The organism is Streptomyces sp. NBC_00252 (assembly GCF_036187565.1).
Lineage (GTDB): Bacteria > Actinomycetota > Actinomycetes > Streptomycetales > Streptomycetaceae > Streptomyces.
Map to the genome: position 1 here is coordinate 4,596,882 of NZ_CP108087.1, position 21,070 is coordinate 4,617,951.

At 70.7% G+C, this 21,070-nt stretch carries 15 protein-coding genes; 7 read left to right on the top strand and 8 right to left on the bottom strand.

From position 1 onward, the window contains the following. Nucleotides 1–162: 162 nt before the first annotated feature. On the bottom strand, nt 163–915 hold the full coding sequence (locus tag OHT77_RS19940; RefSeq protein WP_026150485.1) for a GOLPH3/VPS74 family protein: 753 nt from the start codon (nt 913–915) through the stop codon (nt 163–165). A 469-nt stretch (nt 916–1,384) separates the two neighbouring features. Here OHT77_RS19940 and OHT77_RS19945 point away from each other — a divergent pair, with 469 nt between their 5' ends. Continuing rightward, nucleotides 1,385–4,177 (top strand): D-alanyl-D-alanine carboxypeptidase, encoded by a 2,793-nt coding sequence (locus tag OHT77_RS19945; RefSeq protein WP_328829886.1) that lies wholly within the window; start codon nt 1,385–1,387, stop codon nt 4,175–4,177. 187 nt (nt 4,178–4,364) lie between these two features. Next, the gene (locus OHT77_RS19950) at nt 4,365–6,245 is read left to right on the top strand and encodes an MFS transporter (protein ID WP_328829887.1); all 1,881 of its coding nucleotides are present in this window, start codon (nt 4,365–4,367) and stop codon (nt 6,243–6,245) included. Here the strand turns inward: OHT77_RS19950 and OHT77_RS19955 are convergent, their stop codons facing one another. Then, on the bottom strand, nt 6,246–7,085 hold the full coding sequence (locus tag OHT77_RS19955; RefSeq protein WP_328829889.1) for a hypothetical protein: 840 nt from the start codon (nt 7,083–7,085) through the stop codon (nt 6,246–6,248). It lies immediately after the preceding gene. 81 nt (nt 7,086–7,166) lie between these two features. Between OHT77_RS19955 and OHT77_RS19960 the strand changes: the two genes are divergently transcribed. Together OHT77_RS19960 and OHT77_RS19965 are read left to right on the top strand one after the other, a co-directional pair. Further along, entirely contained in the window at nt 7,167–7,955 is a 789-nt protein-coding gene (locus OHT77_RS19960; protein ID WP_328829890.1) for an SDR family oxidoreductase, read from the top strand. Nucleotides 7,956–8,090: 135 nt separating this feature from the next. Continuing rightward, entirely contained in the window at nt 8,091–9,674 is a 1,584-nt protein-coding gene (locus OHT77_RS19965; RefSeq protein ID WP_328829891.1) for a sodium:solute symporter family protein, read from the top strand. 3 nt (nt 9,675–9,677) lie between these two features. Here OHT77_RS19965 and OHT77_RS19970 read toward each other — a convergent pair whose 3' ends face one another. Then, complete coding sequence (locus OHT77_RS19970) at nt 9,678–10,796, bottom strand: ADP-ribosylglycohydrolase family protein (RefSeq protein ID WP_328829893.1); 1,119 nt, start codon at nt 10,794–10,796, stop codon at nt 9,678–9,680. Nucleotides 10,797–10,917: 121 nt separating this feature from the next. Here OHT77_RS19970 and OHT77_RS19975 point away from each other — a divergent pair, with 121 nt between their 5' ends. Then, nucleotides 10,918–11,418: a DUF2165 domain-containing protein gene (locus OHT77_RS19975; RefSeq protein WP_328829894.1), complete on the top strand. Its 501-nt coding sequence runs from the start codon at nt 10,918–10,920 to the stop codon at nt 11,416–11,418. Here OHT77_RS19975 and OHT77_RS19980 read toward each other — a convergent pair. Further along, complete coding sequence (locus OHT77_RS19980; RefSeq protein WP_328829896.1) at nt 11,411–11,968, bottom strand: hypothetical protein; 558 nt, start codon at nt 11,966–11,968, stop codon at nt 11,411–11,413. The genes OHT77_RS19975 and OHT77_RS19980 overlap by 8 nt on opposite strands. Nucleotides 11,969–12,081: 113 nt before the next feature. Beyond that, nucleotides 12,082–14,667, bottom strand: coding sequence for a bifunctional FO biosynthesis protein CofGH (locus OHT77_RS19985; protein WP_328829897.1), 2,586 nt, complete (start codon nt 14,665–14,667; stop codon nt 12,082–12,084). Nucleotides 14,668–14,985: 318 nt separating this feature from the next. Between OHT77_RS19985 and OHT77_RS19990 the strand changes: the two genes are divergently transcribed. Then, nucleotides 14,986–16,515 carry a CehA/McbA family metallohydrolase gene (locus tag OHT77_RS19990; protein ID WP_328829899.1) on the top strand — a complete coding sequence of 510 codons (1,530 nt, stop codon included), beginning with the start codon at nt 14,986–14,988 and terminating at the stop codon, nt 16,513–16,515. Here the strand turns inward: OHT77_RS19990 and OHT77_RS19995 are convergent. Then, the gene (locus OHT77_RS19995) at nt 16,478–17,359 is read right to left on the bottom strand and encodes an endonuclease/exonuclease/phosphatase family protein (protein ID WP_328829900.1); all 882 of its coding nucleotides are present in this window, start codon (nt 17,357–17,359) and stop codon (nt 16,478–16,480) included. The genes OHT77_RS19990 and OHT77_RS19995 overlap by 38 nt on opposite strands. 51 nt (nt 17,360–17,410) lie before the next feature. Between OHT77_RS19995 and OHT77_RS20000 the strand changes: the two genes are divergently transcribed. Continuing rightward, complete coding sequence (locus OHT77_RS20000; protein ID WP_328829901.1) at nt 17,411–17,806, top strand: nitroreductase/quinone reductase family protein; 396 nt, start codon at nt 17,411–17,413, stop codon at nt 17,804–17,806. A gap of 27 nt (nt 17,807–17,833) precedes the next feature. On the opposite strand, the gene OHT77_RS20005 is transcribed toward OHT77_RS20000, so the two are convergent. Next, complete coding sequence (locus tag OHT77_RS20005; protein WP_328829902.1) at nt 17,834–19,267, bottom strand: aldehyde dehydrogenase family protein; 1,434 nt, start codon at nt 19,265–19,267, stop codon at nt 17,834–17,836. Between the two features lie 68 nt (nt 19,268–19,335). Next, a complete protein-coding gene (locus OHT77_RS20010) occupies nt 19,336–21,057 on the bottom strand; it encodes an N-acyl-D-amino-acid deacylase family protein (protein ID WP_328829903.1) in 1,722 nt (573 codons plus the stop codon). Nucleotides 21,058–21,070: the final 13 nt, after the last annotated feature.

Below are 21,070 nucleotides of genomic sequence, written 5' to 3' on the forward strand. Positions count from 1 at the left end.
TTACGTCTACTCCACCCCGCTCGGACCAGCGGCTCCCGAACCGGGTCTTGGGGACTGGCGGTGCGGCGTTACTGCGGTCGTGCGGTCCTGCGGTGTCGCGGTCCTGCGGTGGTTCCGTCGTGCGGTCCTTCGTGATGCGGACGTGTGCCGTGGGACTGCGGCTCAGTGAGCCACGGCGCGCGCCATGGTGCCGCGGTGCGGCTGCATCGGAACACCACGAGCCGGTTCCGGTGGCCTTGATCCGGGCGCGGCCTGACGGCCGGCCGGGGCCGGGCTACGGCGTGGCTGTGCCGCCACTCCGTTCTGGACGTCCATCACGGCGTGCGCCACGAGTCCGCCCATCGGGTCGTGCCTGATCAGGTCCCGCAGCCGGGAGCGGGACGAACGTCCCTCGTTACCCGGATACAGGTGCTTGCCCAGACCGACCGCGTGCGCCAGTGCGGCGAGCGCGGCCGTCCGCGGGTCCGGTGGCACACCGGTGCGGATCGCGGAATCGAGTCGGCCCCTGATCTCGCGGCTGATCTCGTTGTCCGTCGCCTGATAGCGAGTCGTCGGCAGCACCCCGCACATCTGTCCCGCCACGGCATGCACCATGCCGCACCGCTCGAGATGCGAGAGGTAGGTCTGGCGAAGTCCCAGTCGGGGCCCGCCAATCCAGTTCACTGCACGCACGGGAGCGCCACGCCTTCGCAGCAACTCCAACGCGCAGTCCAAAGTCGGATCTCCGGTCGGCCGTGGTACCACCACGGCGATACGATCCCCGTCTGGGGCTATCCGTCCGGCCAGCGCCAGCTCCACTAGCTGTGCTCCGGCCAGACCGAGGTCGAGCGACTGCGGCTGTGCAGTGGTACCCGTGGCCGGGTCCAATGCCAGCAGCAGAAGCTCTTCCGGAAGTGTTCTGCGGCTCCTGCCCATCCATGCCTCCCCGCGTGGATGAATGACAGGGTGACCCCTCTCACATTGGCTTGTCGAGGGTGCGTGACCGCTTCGTAGTGGAACCGGTAGGTATGTCGTTCTCGTCTACCGGTGGGGTTAAGCCCGCACACAGGACACTGGTACATGGTTCGGACAGCGTTGTTGATGCGTCGTCCGGACTGCGGGTAAGAGATTTCCCAGCTGATTTTCCAGCTGTTTTTGTAACCAACTCGGTTATCTCGGTCGGTTCGGTTGACGCACGCGGAGCGTGCGGCGCATGGAGGAGGCATCGGTGGCGGGCGAGTCCCCCGACAGGTCGAAGCAGCGCGAGTCGTCGGCAGAACCGACGCCGGGGAGCGCGAGTCCGGTTCCTGAGGCCCGGGGTGAACGTGACCCCCGGCTCGCGGTGGCCCGAGATGACGCGACATCTCCGACATCCTCGCCGTCGTCCGCGGACCGCCGCGGGGGTGTGGACACGGCGACGAAGGTCTTCTCGATCAAGGACCTGCGGACGGATGCGGACTCCGGGACCGGGTCCGGCGACTCCGGCGACTCGGCCGACTCCGGGTCCGCGGAGACCCCCGAGAGCCCCGAGAGCGCCGATGAGCAGAACCCTTCCGCCAAGGACGGCACGGCCGGCGACGCGCGGTTGCGGGCGGCCGTGGCGGCCTGGGTGACGTCTGCGGACGGGACCGAGGGGCCGGCGGACGGGAAGACTCCGGCGAAGAAGGATTCCACGGCCTCCGAGCGGACCGCCGACGCGGAAGTCTCCGAGGATGCCGGGGAGTTGACCGGGTCCGAGATGACGGACGAGGACGCCCAGGGCTCGGCCCGGGTTGCCGACGCCGGGACCTCCGAGAACACCGCCGAGCCGACCGAGGCAACCGGGAAGCGCGCCGGGACTGCGGGTGAAAGCTCCACGAGCGAGGACGCCGAGGCTACGGCGACCGCACCCGCCGTGGATGATCCCGAGGACGCCGAAGGCGCCGTAGCGGCCGAGGCCGACCGGGATGCCGGCAAGCCCGGAGAGGCCGCGAGCGGCGACGCCGGGGCGGCTCACGAGCCCACCGAGGGCGAAGCGTCTGCCGCCGAGCCCGGAAGCGACGACGACGTGACCGAGGGCGAGCGGGCAGCCGACGCCGAGGACGCCTCCACGGCGGACAAGGCCACGGAAGCCACCGACACCGGCTCCGACGACCCCGAGGACGCGGTTCCGGAGACGGACGGGACCGCTGCGGCCGAGGCCGGGAAGGCCGACGCGGCCGACGCGACCGACCCGAAGGCGGACACCCCCGCAGCCACCTCCCCGGCCAAGGCAACCCCCGACCCGAGGACCGCCGAGGCCAAGGCAACCCCCGCCACGGACGCTGCCACCGCCCCGAAGACCGCGGAAGCCGACGCCGAGACGGACGCGGAAGCCGAAGGCGACGCGGGCACGGACACGGACGGCGACGCGGAAGCCGAAGGCGACGCGAAGCCCGAGGACGCGAAGCCCGAGGACGCGAAGCCCGAGGACGCGAAGCCCGAGGACGCCGAGCCCGAAGGCGACGCGGCCCCGGACGTCGACGCGGAAGCCGAAGGCGACGCGGACGGCGGCGACAGCGAACCGCGAGCCGCCGACGGCGAGGACGCCCCACAGGCTCCACCCGCACCCGACGACGAGACCCGCACGGGCGGTGCGGGTGGGAAACCGGAAACGGCCGAGGGCGAAGCCGAGGCCGAGGCCCTCGACCACCCCACCACCGTCTTCAAGGCCGTTCGACCCCCCAAGCCCGAGGTCGACCAGCCCACCACCATGCTCAAACTGGGCGGCGCGACAAAGCCCCCCAAGACCCCCGAGTCCGCCCCCGAGCGCACCAGCAAGTTCGTCGCCCTCAAGCCCCTCGACGAGCCCCGCACCCCCCGCAGAGACACACCCCCCAAGGACGCCACCCGCCCCGTCCCCCACGTGGGCCCGGAGCACACCACCCAGCAACCGCTCCCCCCGAAGCCCCCGCTGGACCTCCTCGCCGAACTGACCAACACCCCGCCACCCCCGGAGACCCCGGTCCGCACAGCGGTCCGCAGGGTCAAGATCTGGACCCCCCTGGTCATCCTCCTGGCGATCGTGTTTGCAGTAGTACAGGCTGTACGCCCGCTGCCGACCCCGTCCCTCACCCTGACCGCCGAGGACTCGTACACCTTCGACGGCAGCAAGGCGAACCTCCCGTGGCCCACCGAGGGCCAGGGCTGGATGGACGTCAACGGCATCGGCACGATGGGCAACTTCGGCAAGCAGACCCCGGTCGCCATCGGCTCGGTCGCGAAGGCGATGACCGCGTACATCGTCCTCAAGGACCACCCCCTGAAGGCGGGCACGGAGGGCGAGAAGATCACCGTCGACGCGACCGCCGAGAAGGAGGGCGGCTACGACAAGGACGGCGAGTCCACGCTCAACACCGTGAAGGCGGGTGACGTCCTCACCGAGAAGCAGGCCCTCTCGGCGATCATGATCCCGTCGGCGAACAACATCGCGCGTCTGCTGGCCCGCTGGGACGCGGGCACCGAGGCGGCGTTCATCAAGAAGATGAACGCCACCGCCAAGGAACTCGGGATGACGAACACGACGTACACCGACGCCTCGGGCCTGAAGGAGACCACCGTCTCCTCCGCCGAGGACCAGGTGAAGCTGGGCAACGAGCTGGTGAAGATCCCGGCGCTGATGGACATCACGAAGCTGCCGAGCTGGGTCGACCCGTCCGGTCACAAGTGGACCAACTACAACCGCCTGGTGCCGTACAACAACTCGCTCGGCATCAAGACCGGCACCACCACCGCGGCCGGCGGCAACCTGCTCTTCGCCGCCACCAAGGAGGTCGGCGGTGAGACGGCCGTCATCGTGGGCGCGATCCTCGGCCAGCACACCGCGCCGATCATCGACACGGTCAACGCGGTCAGCAAGACGGCGATGCTCGGGGCGCAGGACGCGATGACCTCGGCGAAGATCCTGAAGAAGGGGACCGTGGTCGGGTACGTGGACGACCAGCTCGGCGGTCACACCCCGGTCGTCGTCACCAAGGACGTCGCGGCGGTCGGCTGGGCCGGCCTGAAGGTGAAGCTGTCCTTCGCGGCCGACGACGTACCGCACACCGCGAAGGCCGGCACCAAGGTGGGCACGCTCACCGTGGGCGACGGTTCGGGCGGCGCGGTCAAGGTGCCGGTCGCCCTGCAGAAGGATCTCGCGGAACCGGCCTTGACGTCCAAGCTGACCCGTCTCGGCTGACCCACGAGGCGATGTACGTCACCGCACCCCGTCAGGCGGGCACCCACCCGGGAGCCCGTCGGCGGGGTGCGTGCTAGCGTCGCGAATCGGGGCAGGTCGCCGGTCGGGGAGACGCGGCGTCGAACAGGCCGGGAACGGGACAGGACGCGGCCGAGAACAGAAGACGGGACACGGGGAGTGCCTTCAGGTGGCCACTGCGGAGCCGACACGCGCCGACGATGCCGATCCGGGCCCGGGAACCGGCCCGCGAATACGCCTGCCCGCGCCCGCCGCGGCAGATGACGCGGCAGCCTGCGCCCAGCCCACGGACGACGGCGCGGCCCGCGACGGCGACACCCGCCTGACGCGGTTCGTCGACCGTCTCCGTGCCCCTTTCCTCCGGCACCCGGTGATCGGCTTCACGCTTCTCTCCGGTGTCCTGCACGTCGCGTGGTTCTTCACGTTCGCGAACAGCGGCGGGGACCTCGCGGCGCAGGACGCGTGGGCGGAGTTCGTCGGCCGCCATCCGGACTCGGCGTACAACCTCGCCTGGTACGGCGGCATGCACCCGGTGTCGTACAGCGTGGTCTCGCCGTACCTCATGTCGGTCCTCGGCGTGCGGACGACGATGATGATCGCCGGGACCATCTCGGCGGGCCTGCTCACCATGATCCTGATCCGCAGCCGCTCGGTGAAGAACCCGCTGTGGGCCTCGCTCGCGGGCGTCTTCGCGCTGCTGTGCAACGCGGCGTCGGGCCGGGTGACGTACGGCCTCGGTCTGGTCTTCGGGCTCGGCGCGGTGGCCGTCGTCTTCTGCTGGCCCTACCGCTGGCGCTACAAACGCTGGGCGAAGGCCCTGTGCGCGGCCCCGCTGGCGGCGCTCGCGACGATGTCCTCGCCGGTGGCCGGGTTGTTCGTCGGCCTGGTCGCGGTGGCCCTGTTCCTGCAGAAGCGGCGCCCCGGCGCGTGGGCTCTCGGCCTCGCTCCCGCCGCGGTGGTGGCCGTGTCCGCGTGGCTGTTCCCGTTCTCGGGCACGCAGCCGATGCTGTTCGGCTCGATGATCCTGCCGCTGATCTCCGGGGTCCTGGTCTACTTCCTGGTGCCGCGCGAGTGGACGACCGTACGGATCACGGCGGCCGTGTACAGCATCGGTGTCATCCTCGTCTGGCTGGTCAGTTCGCAGATCGGCTCGAACATAAGCCGGCTGGCGATGCTGTTCGCGGGCGTGGCCCTGATCGCCGCGCTGCCGTTCGCGGTGCCGCGGTCCCGCAAGTGGTACGCCATCGCGCTGGCCTTCGTCGGCTTCAACGGCTGGATCGGCTTCAAGTCGATAGACGACGTCGTCAACACCGCCCCGGCCGCGTCCTGGTCGCACGAGCTCGCGCCGCTGGTCAACGAACTCCAGACCGTGGGCGCCGAGCGCGGCCGCGTCGAGGTCGTCCCGGCCGCGTCCCACATCGAGGCCTCCGCGCTCGCGCCGTACGTCAACCTGGCCCGCGGCTGGAACCGCCAGGCCGACATGGAGCGCAACCCCCTCTTCTACGACGACACCCTCAACTCGGCGAACTACCACGAGTGGCTCCAGCGCTGGGCCGTGCACTACGTCGTGCTGCCGAAGGACAAGCTGGACGGCGACGGCGGCGAGCGCGAACGGGCCCTGGTCCAGCGCGGGATGCCGTATCTGAAGCAGGTCTGGGGCGACACGAACTGGCAACTGTTCCAGGTCACCGACCCGACGCCGCTCGCCGAGCCGAACTCGGTCGTGGACCGGGCGGAGCAGGGCGAGTTGACCATCGAGGTGAGGAAGAAGGGGCGGATCCTCATCCGTATCCCGTACTCGCCGTGGCTGAGCATCGTCGACGCGAAGGGCAAGAGCCTCAAGCCCCCGCAGGAGACCGACGCGTCCAAGCACCGCGCCGAGGGCACGCCGAAGACGTTCGACAACCTCAACGGCTGCCTGATGGAGACGGAGGAGGACTCCAAGGGCGACAAGTGGACGATGCTGCTCGCACCGAAGACGGGGACGTACCGGCTGGCGGCGCCGTACCAGTTGCCCCGGGGCACTCCCTGTCCTGACGAGCTGAAGTAGTCAGCGCAGCCGGTCGACGTACTTGTCCGTGCCCGGGACCGTGGGGATGAAGGGTGCCACCAACTCCACGCGTCCCAGGCCGGATTCGGCCACCGGCGCTTCGAGGTCCGCGAAGTGCTCCTCCCAGCAGTCGCGCGGATCGGCCTCCAGGAACCACAGCAGCGTGAGCCGGGTGTCGACCCCTTCGACCTGCTTGACGTAGGTCATGCGGTCGCCCGGCAGCGGGGTCGGCCGGAAGACGGTCACCATCGCGGCCGGTGACCCGGCGAGCCGTTTGGGCAGGTGGCGGGAGCGGAGCCACTCCAGCAACTCGGCGCGCCGCTCGGCCGATTCACTGTCGACGACCTCCAACACCAGCCCGGCGTAAGGGTGGTCGAGGGCGTGGAAGTCCCGGGGTCCCGCCGCGCCGTCCCGGTACACGGTCGCCTCGCGGTCCTGGAACGCGGTGAAGACGTGCGTACGGTCCTGATAGACGCGGCCGTCCCGATTCAGCCGTTTGTTGATGCCGACGGTCCACTTCATGTGGTCGTCGTAGCGGCCCTCGGTGACCCAGTACGTGGAGAGGTAGCAGCCGGCGGTGACGGGCTGCGCGATCGCCGACTTCTCGGGATACCGCAGGAGTTGGAGGTCCCGGGTGGCGACCCAGCGGCGGCCCGCGTACATCCAGGGCATGGCCATCGCGCCCGCGTAGTAGTGGTCGTCCTCGTACCAGCGGTTGTAGGCGTACTCGTGGCCGGGATGCGGCTCGACCATGGTGATCAGCGCATGCCCCGGCCGGACTCCGTACGGTCCCACGGCGGCCAGTTCGGCGTACACGTCGCTCCGGGTTTCCTCGCTCACGTCGCTCCCCTTCCGTCCTCCGCCGGTCGCCCATACTCTGACGCCCCGTCAGATAAATCGCCAGACCCCGGGAGGGATCGGATGTCGCTGCTCGCGGGCAAGACCGTCGTCGTCTCGGGGGTCGGGGCGGGACTCGGCCACCAGGTCGCCGCCGCCGTCGTACGGGACGGGGGGAACGCCGTCCTCGGGGCGCGCACGGAGGCGAATCTCGCCAAGTCGGCCGCCGAGATCGATCCGGACGGGTCGCACACGGCGTACCGGGCGACGGACATCACGGACGAGGGCCAGTGCGAGGCGCTGGTGGCGGTGGCGCGGGAGCGGTTCGGGCGGGTCGACGCGGTGGTCCAAGTGGCCGCGTGGGACAGCTACTTCGGCGGGGTCGAGGACGCGGACTTCGCGACCTGGGAGTCCGTGGTCGGGGTGAATCTGCTGGGAACACTGAAGATGACGCGGGCCTGTCTGCCGGCACTGAAGGAGGTGGGCGGCGGCTCGGTCGTGTTCATCGGGACGCAGTCGGCCGTGGCCGCGCCCTCGCAGGTCCGGCAGGCGGCGTACGCGGCGTCGAAGGGGGCGCTGACGAGCGCGATGTACTCGCTGGCAAGGGAGTTGGGGCCGTATCGGATCCGGGTGAACACCGTGCTGCCGGGGTGGATGTGGGGGCCGCCGGTGGAGGCGTACGTGCAGTTCACGGCGCACGCGGAGCAGGTCCCGGAGGCGGAGGTGCTGAAGCGGCTGTCCGACCGGATGGCGCTGCCGGAGCTGGCGACGGACGGGGATGTGGCGGACGCGGCGGTGTTCCTGGCGTCGGACCGGGCGCGGGCGATCACGGGTCAGTCGTTGCTGGTCAACGCGGGGGAGCTGATGCGATGAGTTCATGTAGGTGAACGCGGAACATCAATCCGAACGATTTTACTCCCCCTTGACCTCACGCTTACTTGTCGTGCTCACGCGCGACCGCCCACGATGAGCCCCGGGCTGAACCGGCTCAATCGTGGGAGGGCACATATGAACGGGCTCGACTGGGCCGTGCTCATCGGCTATTTCGGCGTGATGGTCGCGATCGGCGTGTGGTCGCACAAGCGTGTCGACAACGTGAGCGACTTCTTCACGGCCGGCGGGAAGATGCCGTGGTGGCTCTCCGGCATCTCGCACCACATGTCGGGCTACAGCGCGGTGATGTTCACCGGCTACGCGGGCATCGCCTACACCTATGGCGTCACGTCGTTCATCACGTGGTCGTTCCCGATCGCGCTGGGCATCGCGATCGGCTCCAAGCTGTTCGCGCCGCGCATCAACCGGCTGCGCTCACGGCTCCATGTGGCGTCCCCGCTCGAGTACTTGAAGAACCGCTACAACCTCAAGACCCAGCAGGCGCTCGCCTGGTCCGGGATGCTGCTGAAGATCGTGGACGTGGCGGCCAAGTGGGCTGCCATCGCCACCCTGTTGTCCGTCTTCACCGGTGTGTCCCTGAACCAGGGCATCCTCATCACCGGCGCGATCACCGCCGTCTACTGCACGATCGGCGGCCTCTGGGCGGACGCGCTGACCGAACTCGGCCAGTTCATCATCCAGTTGCTGGCCGGCGTCTCCATGTTCGTGGCCGTCGTACTGAAGCTGAACGACAAGGGCATCGGCTTCCTCGGCGCCTGGGACGAACCCGCGCTCCAGGGCCACGGCAAACCGCTCGTCGGCCCCTACGGCACGGTGTTCCTCCTCGCGTTCCTCTTCATCAAGCTCTTCGAGTACAACGGCGGCATGCTGAACCAGGCCCAGCGGTACATGGCCACCAAGAGCCCCTACGAGGCGGAGCGTTCGGCCCGGCTGTCGGCGGCGCTGTGGCTGATCTGGCCGACGGTCCTGTTCTTCCCGATGTGGATGTCACCGCTCCTGGTCCACGCGCAGAAGCCGGACGGCTCCGACTCCTACGGCCTGATGACCGAACAGCTGCTCCCGCACGGCCTGTTGGGGCTGGTGGTCGTCGGCTTCTTCTCGCACACGATGGCCATGTGCTCCTCCGACGCCAACGCGATCGCGGCCGTCTTCACCCGGGACGTGGCACCGGTCGTGTCGGCCAGGGCCCGTGCGTGGAACGACCGTTCGGGGCTCATCGCGGCCCGCGTCACCACGGTCGTCTTCCTCGGCCTGTCCATGGCGGTGGCCACCCAGGTCAACTCGCCCACGTTCAAGGACATCATCACCGTCGTCATCAAGTGGGTCGCCGGTCTGATGGGCCCCATCGCGATCCCGATGATGCTGGGTCTGCTCCGCCCGTTCCGCAAGTCCGGTCCCACGGCGGCCCTCACCAGCTGGGCGGCGGGCCTGTTCGCCTTCTGGCTGGTCAACTACCCCATCAACTGGGAGGTCGACGGCGGGGTCCCGCTCCAGTACCAGGTGTCGATCCCGCTCGCGGTCTCCCTCGTCCTCTACATCCTCATCGGCTATGTGAAGCCGGAGGACACCCCGGAGCGGGACGCGCTGATCGAGAAGATCAACGGAGGCGGGGACGACGACGGGGAGGCGGCCGCGGTGGCGGTACCGGCGCAGGCCCAGGCGGGCGCGGGCGACGACGTCGTAGGCAGCCAGTCGTAGGACTCAGGCACCCCGCGGATAGCGGGCGATCCAGCCCGGGGACGATCCGGCGGGCCCGTGCAACGCGGGTCCCTGGGTCATCTCCACCGCGAAGTCGTCGGCCAGCACGAGCAACGTGGGACGGCCCTCCAGTTCGGCCAGCCAGGCCGGCGGGAGGGCCGTCTCGCCGTGCAGCGCCCCGAGCAGGCCGCCGGTGAGCGCGCCGACGACACCGGACGGCCCGCCGTGGTTCACGGCCAGACACAGCCCGTGCCGTACGTCCTCACCGACGAGCGCGCAGTAGACGGACCCGGCGAGCACGCCCTCCGCGGTCCCCTCCCCCACCAGTTCCTCGACCCGCCCCGAGGTGGGCATCCCCTGCCGTACGGCGCCGAGGGCACGCTGCAGACCGTCGGAGACGGGCGGGTGACCGGGCCGGGCGGCGAGCAGCGCGAGGGCCCGCTGCACGGCGGCGTCGAGACTCTCGCCCCGGGCGAGTCCATGCACGACGACGGCGTAGGCCCCGGCGGCGAGATACCCCACGGGATGCCCATGGGTCTGCGCCGCACACTCCACGGCGAGCTGCATCACCAACTGGGGCTCCCACCCCACGAGCAGCCCGAAGGGCGCGGACCGAGCGGCGGCCTCCCCGCCCGCCTCCCCCGGATTCTTGGGCGCGTCCAGCGTCCCCATCCGCTCATCGCCGAACCCCAGCAGACAAGCCCGAGTAGGCTCCCGCCGCGCGTAGAGCCACTCCTCCCGCGCGAGCCACCCGTCGTCCTTACGACGCTCATCGGGCCCCCAGTCGTGCTGGGTGGCGGCCCACCGCAGATAGGCCCGATGCAGATCGGTAGGCGGATGCCAGGCCCCGGTGTCTCTCCGCACCTGGGCCCGGATCAACCCGTCCACACTGAACAGACTGAGCTGCGTGAGATGAGTGACGCCCCCACGCCGCCCGAACCCGAAGGCGAGATCCACGACCCCCTCGGCCCCGTAGGCCTCCCGGATCTCATCCATCGCCAACAGATCGACGGGCGCCCCCAACGCGTCCCCCACGGCGGCCCCCAGCAACGTCCCCCGCACCCGACTCCGAAAATCCTGCTGCTCCACCCGCCCCCAGACGGCCCCGGCTGCCGTACTCACCAAAGCCCCCTCACAGTGCCGTTCGTACGTACGAGTCAGCTCAGCACTGTAATCGAACGGGGACGGTGGGTTGAGGGGTGGAGCGCCTCTTCAGCCCGCCCGCACAGGGAAAGAACCTGTCATGAGCGCCTCTACCCCCCGCACCGCGGCGACACTCGCCGCCACCCTCCTCACTGCCACCGTCGCCCTCTACATCGCCCTCGTCGCCTTCGGGAACATCACCGACTTCGGGACGAATCAGCAGTTCGTGCGGCATGTGCTGGCCATGGACACGACGTTCAAGGACGACGATCTGATGTGGCGGGCGGTGACCAGCAGGGGGCTGCAGGACGCCGCCTATGTCGTGATCATCGTGTGGGAGACCGTTGCCGCGCTGGTGCTCGTCCACGGGACCTGGTTGTGGGTGCGGCGGGACGACGGGCGGGCGCGGCGGGTGTCCACGTACGGGCTGCTCATGCTCATGGTGTTGTTCGGGGCCGGGTTCATCGCGGTCGGGGGTGAGTGGTTCGCGATGTGGCAGTCGAAGGACTGGAACGGGCTGGACGCGGCGACGCGGGTGTTCCTGTTGAGCGGGGTCGTGCTGGTCGTCGTGCAGCTGACCGGCGAGCGGTCCGCTACTTGACCACGATGACCTTCGTGCTGGTCGTGCCGAAGGCCCACAGCGCCGCGCCGTCCGCCTTGGCCATGCGGACGCCGCCCGTCTGCTTGCCCGCCGCCGCCGGTGGGGGCGAGGAGCCGTCGACCGCGTTGGAGAAGGCGATGTTGAGGCCGGACTTGGTGGCGAAGTAGACGATGTTCTCGATCTGGACGCCGTCGGAGCCCGTCGTGGCGTCCTTGCGGACCGACACCGTGTAGGTGCCCGGGTCGGGGCTCACCGTGCCCGGCCAGACCGTGAACGTACGGCCCGCCTTGTCGCTCGCGTCGACCAGCCACACCCGTTTCTCGCCCACCCCGTAGACGATGCGGCGGCCGGTGCCGGAGTCGGCGGGGACCCCGGCGGCGGCCGTCGCGTGCGGTTTGGGGGACGTGGAGGCGTGCGCGGACGCCGACGCGCTCGGGCGGGCGGCGGACGCCTTCGGGTGCGGCCCCTTGTTGGCCTGGACGGCCAGGACCGTGACCGCGGCGATCGCTCCCGCCGTCAGACCGGTCACCCAGACCTTGGAGGCAGGCACGGGCACGCATCTCCTCAGCTACACACAGCTCCCGCGTTCCGATCGAACAGGGGTCGGATCATCGTACCGGCCCCCCGTCGATCACCGTGTCGCCCGTCCACGGCTCCGTCCGCTCAGTCGAGCACCGGCAGCAGCTCCGGCAGATGCCCGTCCGAGACGGCGGCGGCCCGCTGCCGCTCCTCCGGCACCTCGCCGTAGAGCGTGGTGCGCGGCTTCGCCGGCCTGCCCGCCAGTTCCGCCACGGCCACCAGGTCCCGCACCGACTTGTACGAGCCGTACGACGAGCCCGCCATCCGGGAGATCGTCTCCTCCATCAGCGTGCCGCCGAGGTCGTTCGCCCCGGAGCGCAGCATCTCCGCCGCACCCTCCGAGCCGAGCTTCACCCAGCTCGTCTGGATGTTGGGGATGTGGGGGTGGAGCAACAGCCTCGCCATGGCTACCACCGCCCTGTTGTCCCTCATCGTCGGGCCCGGCCTCGCGATTCCCGCCAAGTACACCGGCGCGTTCGTGTGGATGAACGGCAGCGTCACGAACTCCGTGAAGCCGCCCGTGCGTTGCTGGATGCCCGCCAGGGTGCGGAGGTGCCCCAGCCAGTGGCGCGGCTGGTCGACATGGCCGTACATCATCGTCGACGAGGAACGGATGCCCAACTCGTGGGCCGTGGTGACCACTTCGATCCAGGTCGCCGTCGGCAGCTTGCCCTTCGTCAGGACCCAGCGGACCTCGTCGTCCAGGATCTCCGCGGCCGTGCCGGGGATCGAGTTCAGGCCCGCTTCCTTCGCCGCGATCAGCCACTCGCGGATGGACATGCCCGTGCGCGTCGCGCCGTTGACCACCTCCATCGGGGAGAACGCGTGGACGTGCATGCCGGGGACGCGCTCCTTGACCGCCTTCGCGATGTCGAAGTACGCCGTGCCGGGCAGGTCGGGGTGGATGCCGCCCTGCATGCAGACCTCGACTGCCCCGACCTCCCAGGCCTGTTGGGCCCGGTCCGCCACCTGGTCGAGGGAGAGCGTGTACGCGTCCGCGTCCGTACGGCGCTGCGCGAAGGCGCAGAAGCGGCAGCCCGTGTAGCAGACGTTGGTGAAGTTGATGTTCCGCGTGACGATGTACGTCACGTCGTCCCCGACCGCCGACTTCCGCACGTCGTCCGCGATCCGCGTCAGCGCGTCCAGCGCCGGGCCGTCCGCGTGCAGCAGCGCCAGCGCCTCCGCGTCGGTCAGCCTGGTGGGGTCGTCGGCCGCCGTGGCCAGGGCCTGGCGTACGTCCGTGTCGATGCGCTCGGGGACCATGCCGGGGGCCGCCGCCTCGCGCAGGGCGCCCCAGTCGCCGTAGACCTCGTCGAAGTCGTCACGGCGGTCGGACGTGCGGCCCTCCGTGTCGATCGTGGTGTGGAGGTCCGTGCGGCCGGTCGCCACGAAGGCCTCCTCGGGCTCCTGCCAGGGGTGCCCCTCCACCGTCGCGTCCTCGCGCGCCAGGCCCGTCTCCGGGTCCGCCAGGGCCCGTACGTGCGGCAGCAGCCGCGGGTCCAGCCAGGGTTCGCCGCGGCCCACGAACTCGGGGTACACGCAGAGGCGTTCGCGGAGTTCGAAGCCCGCCTCCGCCGACTGCTCGCGCAGCAACTCGATCTGGGGCCAGGGGCGTTCGGGGTTCACGTGGTCGATGGTGAGGGGAGAGACCCCGCCCCAGTCGTCGATGCCCGCGCCGATCAGGCGCTTGTACTCGGAGTCCACGAGGTTGGGGGGCGCCTGGATGCAGGCCGCCGGGCCCATGATGTGCCGGGCCACCGCGACCGTGGCGACCAGTTCGTCCAGCTCCGCGTCCGGCATCCCGCGCATCGCGGTGTCCGGCTTGGCGCGGAAGTTCTGGATGATCAGTTCCTGGATGCCGTGGTACGAACGGGACACCTTGCGCAGCGCGAAGAGGGAGTCCGCGCGCTCCTCGTAGGTCTCGCCGATGCCGATCAGAATGCCGGACGTGAAGGGGACCGAGGACCGGCCCGCGTCCTCCAACACCCGCAGCCGTACGGCAGGTTCCTTGTCCGGGGAGCCGTGGTGCGGGCCGCCGGGCTCGGACCAGAGGCGGGTCGCGGTCGTCTCCAGCATCATGCCCATGGACGGGGCGACGGGCTTGAGGCGCTGGAAGTCCGTCCAGGTCATCACCCCGGGGTTGAGGTGCGGGAGCAGGCCCGTCTCCTCCAGGATGCGGATCGAGATGGCGCGGACGTACGCGATGGTGTCGTCGTAGCCGTGCGCGTCGAGCCACTCGCGCGCCTCCGGCCAGCGGTCCTCGGGCTTGTCGCCGAGGGTGATCAGGGCTTCCTTGCACCCGAGTTCGGCGCCCTTGCGCGCGATGTCGAGGACCTCGTCCGGGGACATGAACATGCCGTGGCCGGCGCGGCGGAGCTTGCCGGGGACCGTGACGAACGTGCAGTAGTGGCACTTGTCACGGCACAGGCGGGTGAGGGGGATGAAGACGCTCTTCGAGTACGTGATCACGCCGGGGCGGCCGGCCGTCTCCAGGCCCGCGTCCCGCACCCGGGCGGCGGACGCGGTGAGGTCGTCGAGGGCCTCGCCGCGCGCCTGGAGCAGCACCGCGGCCTCCGTGACGTCGAGGGCCACGCCGTCACGGGCGCGTTTGAGGGCGCGACGCATGGAGTTCTCGGTCGGGCCGGTTCCGGAGCTCGCGGGAGTCGTCATCCTTCGAGCATACGATCGCTCTGATCAGGCCAAAGAGGGGCGGCCGATTCGTTCCTGCCGGGCAGTCGTTACACGGTGTCACTGACAGTGGGGCACCCATGCCTCGTAAGGGGCGCGGGGAACTGCGCGACAAGCCCCCACCGGCCCGCAGGTTCTCCACGGCGCTTCGACCGGAGGCAATCCCGCCCCGGCTCCGCCCCATGCCGACTCCGGTTTCCCGACACCCGCCGATTCCCTGTGCTTGCACGGGAGTTCACAGCCGACTATCAGAGTCGTACACGCCATCCCTGTCACTCACGACACCCCGGGAGCAGCAGCATGTGCGACGACGATCACGGAAACGGCATCAACCGGCGCGCGCTGATCGTGACGGGCGCCGCCGCCGCGCTTACGTTGGGAAGCGTGACCTTCGCGAGCGGCGCCGCGGCCGCGGCAGACGGCGACCAGGAGAGCCGGACGGTACGGGGCACCCTCCCGACCGGCTCGCCCGACTACGTGTACGTGCCGGTGGAGGTCCCCGCGGGGGTCCGCGAGCTGAAGGTGGCGTACACGTACGACAGACCGTCCGTCCCGGCCGGCACCCAGGGCAACGCCCTCGACATCGGCATCTTCGACCAGCGCGGCACGGACCTCGGCGGCCGGGGTTTCCGCGGCTGGTCGGGCGGGGCCCGCACGGAGTTCTTCCTCCGCGTCGACGACGCGACGCCCGGCTACCTCCCCGGCCCGGTGCACGCCGGCACCTGGCACATCGCGCTGGGCCCGTACACGGTCTCCCCACAGGGCCTGGCGTACGAGCTGACGATCACGCTCACCTACGGCACACCGGGTGCCGCACCCCGGCCGGTGTACCCGCCGGAGCGGGCGAAGGGGCGCGGGCGGGACTGGTACCGGGGCGACTGCCATCTGCACTCCTGGTACTCCGACGGCCGCCGCACCCCCGCCGAGATCGCGGCGCTGGCGCGCGCGGCGGGCCTGGACTTCATCAACACCTCGGACCACAACACCCCGTCCTCGCACCCCCATTGGGCCCCGGAGGCGGGTGACGACCTGCTGATCATGCTGGGCGAGGAGATCACCACCCGCAACGGTCACGTCGTCGCCCTCGGCACCGAGCCCGGCACCTTCGTCGACTGGCGCTACCGGGCCCGCGACAACCGCTTCGGCAAGTACGCCCGCGAGATCCGGCGGGCGGGCGGCCTGGTCGTGCCCGCCCATCCGCACGCCACCTGCATCGGCTGCGCCTGGAAGTTCGGCTTCGGCGAGGCGGACGCCGTCGAGGTGTGGAACGGCCCCTACACGCCCGACGACGAGATCGCCCTCGCCTCCTGGGACGCGACGCTGGTGGCGTCCGTGCGGGAGAACCGGGAGTGGCTTCCGGCGATGGGCAACAGCGACGCCCACCGCGACCCGGACGTCGTCGGTCTGCCCCAGACCGTGGTGCTGGCCGACGACCTGACCCGCGAGGCCGTCCAGGACGGCATCCGCGCCGGGCACTCCTACATCGCCGAGTCCAAGAACGTCTCCCTCGCCTTCACCGCGTCCGGCGGCCGGGCCCAACAGGCGGGAATCGGGGACCGGTTGAGGGTCGCCGCGGACACCCCGGTCACGGTACGGCTGGAGGTCACCGGCGCGCCGCGCTGCACGGTCCGTCTCGTCACCGACCAGGGGGTCCTCCTCACCAGCGATCCCCTTCCGGTCGGCGGCGCGGGCGTCGTGGAGTGGCACACCACCCCGGCCTACGCGGCCTACGTACGCGCGGAGGTGCGGCACGAGGTGGCGGCGGGGCCGCTGCCGGGTGCCCTGGCCGCGCTCACGAACCCGATCTTCCTGGGCGACCCGGTCCGCTGAACCAGGCGGAATCCACGGTCGGTTCGTCGCTCAGGTCCACGACGACGGCCGCGTGGTCGGTCGGCCACACCCCGCCGACCGGCCCGTCCCCCGCCCGCCGTACGCCCCGTACGTGCCCGAGGCCGCCGCGCCCGGTCGGTGCCACGAAGACGTAGTCGACGCGGACGCCCGGCCCGAACGTGCCCGCGACGTACGGGTTCTGGAGGTCCCAGGTGGCCGAGGGCGCCCCGGGTTCGGCGAAGTCCCAGGCGTCGATCAGGACGTGGCCGGGCACGGGCGGCGCGGTCCTGTACCCGCCGAACAGCCGCACCTCGTCCGAGTCCGGCCAGGCGTTGAAGTCACCGGTGACGACGGGCGGGAAGGGCCCGTCCCCGCGCCGCTCTGCGACGAACTCCGCGAGCGCGGTGACCTGTTGGCACCGTACGGCCGAGGCGGCGGTGGCGGAGGAGAGGTGGGCGGTGAAGAACGGGACGCGGTGGCCGGGCGCGTCCAGCCCCGCGTACAGCGCGAGCCGGCCGCCGTCGCCGTCCCCGGGCGGCAGTGGCAGGACGGCCCGCTCGGCGACGGGCCAGCGGCTGAGGACGGCGTTTCCGATGCCCACGGCCGGGTCGCCGAGCCGCCGCTGCCAGAACCCGGGGTCGTGGGAGGCTCCCCACGCCCAGTGCATCCCGAGTTCCCCGGCGAGCCACCCGGCGAGGTTCTCCCCGCCGGAGTCCCGTGTGTCCCACACTTCCTGCAACCCGACGACATCGGGCCGCAGTTCACGCAGCACGGCCAGAATCGCCTTCCGCCTGGCCTCCCAGGGCCCGTACCGCCACCACAGATTCCACGTCACGACCCGCACGGCACCATTGAAGGCCACACCCCGCCCGCCCGACAGGAGACCCGAGAACCCATGCCCACGCCGAACCCGGAAGCCAAGTACCGCACCATCAGCAGATTCCAGCGCGTCCTGAACTCGGTCACCCGCCACCTCCCCACCCAGACCGTCCTGGAGACCACGGGCCGCGTCTCAGGAAAGCCCCGCCGCACCCCGCTGGGCGGCCGCCGCGTCGGCAGCACCTTCTGGCTGGTCTCGGAGTTCGGCGAACTCTCCCACTACGTCCGCAACATCAAGGCCGACCCTGAAGTCCGCGTACGCGTCATGGGCCGCTGGCACACCGGCACAGCCCACCTCCTCCCCGACGACGACCCCCGCGCCCGCCTGCGCACCCTCCCCCGCTTCAACAGCGCGGCGGTCAAGGCGATGGGCTCGAACCTGCTGACGGTTCGGGTGGACCTGCGGGACTGAGCCCGCACGGGCACTGAGGGAAGTCCCTCACCCCGACCACACGATCGCCTGCACCTCGCTGTACGCGTGCAGCGCGTACGAGCCGACGTCCCGGCCGACCCCGCTCCTCTTGAAGCCGCCGAACGGGGCCTCCATGTTGCGGCCCACGGTGTTGACGCCCACGCCACCCGCCCTCAGCCGCCGGGCGACCCGGAAGGCGCGGGCCACGTCGGCGGACCAGACGTAGTCGATGAGGCCGTAGTCGCTGTCGTTGGCGAGGGCGATGCCTTCCTCCTCCTCGTCGAAGGGGACGACCACGACGACCGGCCCGAAGATCTCCTCGCGGACGACCCGCATCTCGGGCCCGCAGTCGGCGAGGACGGTCGGCGCGACGAGGAACCCCGGCCCGGCGGACGGCCGTTCGCCGCCGGCCACGACCACCGCGCCTTCCTTGCGGCCCAGTTCGACGTACGACTCGACCCGCTCCCGGTGTGCCGCCGAGATCACCGGCCCGACCACCGTGTCCGGGAGGCGCGGATCGCCTACCTTCAACACGCCTGCGTAGGAAGCCAGTTGGTCGACGAGCCGGTCGTAGATCCCGCGCTGCGCCAGCACCCGTGTCGGCGCCGTGCAGATCTGCCCGCTGTAGAAGGAGAAGGTCGTACCGATGCCGGAGACGGCGGAGGCGAGGTCCGCGTCGTCGAAGACGAGGGCCGCGCCCTTCCCGCCCAGCTCCATCAACTGCCGCTTCATCGAACGCCCGCACACCTCGGCGATCCGCTGCCCTACCGCCGTGGACCCGGTGAAGCTGACCATGTCGACGTCCGGCGACTCCACGGCCGCCTCACCGACCGCCACGGACTGCCCGTTGACCACGTTCACGACCCCGCGCGGCACCCCGGCCGCCTCCAGCGCCTCCGCCATGCGGTAGACGGACAGGGGGTCCTGCGGCGCGGGTTTCACGACCACCGTGTTGCCCATGGCGAGAGCGGGCGCGATCTTCCCTGCGGGGTTCGCCCAGGGGTTGTTGTACGACGTGACGCACGTGACGACCCCGACCGGCTGCCGCACGGCGAGCGCGCCCATGACAGCCGCCCGCCCGAACGGCCCCGCCTCGTTCACCTGCGGCGCGATGGCCCACTCGCCCGGCTCCACGGTCGCGTACCGCCTGAACCGGGCGGCGCCCACGCCCACTTGCATGCCCCGGGCGGTCCCGGTCGTGGCCCCGCTCTCCGCCTGCGCGAGCTCGGCGTACGGCACGAGCCGCTCCCGGATGATGTCCGCGGCCCGCCCGAGGACCGCCGCGCGCTCCCCGGCAGGCGTACGCGACCACGCCCCGAAGGCCTCACGGGCCGAGGCGGCAGCGGCGAACACCTGCTCCCGAGAGGCTTCGGGCGCCCACCCCACGGTCTCCTCGGTGGCGGGATCGATCACGGCATAGTGCCCGCCGTCGGGCTCGACCCACTCACCCCCGACGAACAACCGCTGCCCATCGGCGACGTGAGAGCCGACCCCTTGAGAACCCACCCCCTGAGACCCCGACCCGGAACTCACCTGGTGCTCACCGTCCTGGTGTCCCGCCCCGAGCGCAGCACCCGCCCCGGCACGTTCCCGCTCACCACGTCGTCGCGGATGGCCTCGACTCCGTTGACCCACACGGCCCGTATCCCGATCGCCTTGGAGTCGAGTCGCGGGCTGTCCCCCGGCAGGTCGTGCAGCAGGGTGGCCTTGCCGGCGTCGATCCGCTCCGGGTCGAAGAGCACGAGGTCCGCGTGCCAGCCCTCGCGCACCTGCCCCCGCTCCCGCAGCCCGAACAGCCGCGCCGGATCATCGGTGAGCATCTTCACGGCCTGCTCAAGGCCCACCAGCTTCCGCCCCCGCACACAGTCCCCGATGAACCGGGTCGTGTACGGCGCCCCGCACATCCGGTCCAGGTGCGCCCCGGCGTCGGACCCGCCGAGCAGCACGTCCTCGTGCCGCCAGGTCTCGGCGCGCAGGGCCCAGGACGCGGGGTCGTTGTCGGACGGCATGGGCCACAGGACCGTACGCAGCTCGTCGGCCGCGCAGATCTCGACCAGACACTCGAAGGGTTCCTGACTGCGCTCGGCGGCGATGTCCTTGACCACCCGCCCGGTCAGCCCCTCATTGGCCTCGCTGTACGTGTCCCCGATGACATACCGCCCGAAGTCGGCGAGCCGCCGGAAGACGCCCGCCTCCTTGCTGTTGGCGTTGCGCAGCATCTCGGCGCGTACGTCGGGTTCGCGCAGCTTGGCGATCCGCTCGGGCACGGGCAGGCCCAGGATCGGACCCCACCCGGGTATCAGGTTCAGCGCGCAGAAGGTGCCGAGGGACATGTTCATCGGCGTGAGGATCGGCATGGTCAGCGCGACGACCCGGCCGCCGGCCTTCCGGGCCCGCTCACTGGCGAACAGCTGCCGGGGCACCCGCTCGGGCACGGCGGCATCGATGGTCAGCACGTTCCAGTTCAACGGCCGCCCGGCCACGGCGCTCATCTCGACGAACAGATCGATCTCGGCGTCACTGAACTGATCCAGACACCCGGCGACGATCGCCTCGATCTGCGTCCCCTCGTGCTCCCCGACCGCCTGGGAAAGGGCGAGCAGTTCCTCCGGCCGGGCATGCCGAGAGGCGACCGGCTGTCCGTCACCGTCGGAGTGCGTGGAGGACTGCGTGGTGGAGAACCCCCAGGCCCCCGCGTCCATGGCCTCGTGCAACAGGCCGACGATCTCGGCGAGTTGCTCCTCACTGGGCTGCCCACCGACGGCATCCGGCCCCATCACGAACCGCCGCAGCGCACAGTGCCCCACCATGAACCCGGCGTTGACCGCGATCCGCCCCTCCAGCGCGTCCAGGTAATCCCCGAACCCCCGCCAGCTCCAGGGCGCCCCTTCCTCCAGCGCCACCAACGACATCCCCTCGACCTTGGACATCATCCGGCGCGTGTAGTCGGCGTCCCCCGGTTTCAGGGGCGCCAGGGTGAACCCGCAGTTCCCGGCGGCGACGGTGGTCACCCCGTGGTTCAGCGAGGGCGTCGCATACGGGTCCCAGAACAACTGGGCGTCGTAGTGCGTGTGGGGGTCCACGAAGCCGGGAGCGAGGACGAGCCCGTGCGCGTCCTCCGACGTCCGCGACTCCTCGGCCACCGTGCCGATGACGGCGATACGACCGTCGCGGATCCCGACGTCGGCGACAAACCCTGCGGCTCCCGTCCCATCGACGACGGTGACCCCTTTGATGACGTGATCAAGCACGAGGCTCAGCTCC

Excerpts from the sequence above, each read along its gene's own strand:
- OHT77_RS19960 (WP_328829890.1), top strand. The coding sequence starts at position 7,167 with ATGTCGCTGCTCGCGGGCAAGACCGTCGTCGTCTCGGGGGTCGGGGCG.
- OHT77_RS19940 (WP_026150485.1), bottom strand. The coding sequence starts at position 915 with ATGGGCAGGAGCCGCAGAACACTTCCGGAAGAGCTTCTGCTGCTGGCA.
- OHT77_RS19975 (WP_328829894.1), top strand. The coding sequence starts at position 10,918 with ATGAGCGCCTCTACCCCCCGCACCGCGGCGACACTCGCCGCCACCCTC.
- OHT77_RS19965 (WP_328829891.1), top strand. The coding sequence starts at position 8,091 with ATGAACGGGCTCGACTGGGCCGTGCTCATCGGCTATTTCGGCGTGATG.
- OHT77_RS20000 (WP_328829901.1), top strand. The coding sequence starts at position 17,411 with ATGCCCACGCCGAACCCGGAAGCCAAGTACCGCACCATCAGCAGATTC.
- OHT77_RS19990 (WP_328829899.1), top strand. The coding sequence starts at position 14,986 with ATGTGCGACGACGATCACGGAAACGGCATCAACCGGCGCGCGCTGATC.
- OHT77_RS19985 (WP_328829897.1), bottom strand. The coding sequence starts at position 14,667 with ATGACGACTCCCGCGAGCTCCGGAACCGGCCCGACCGAGAACTCCATG.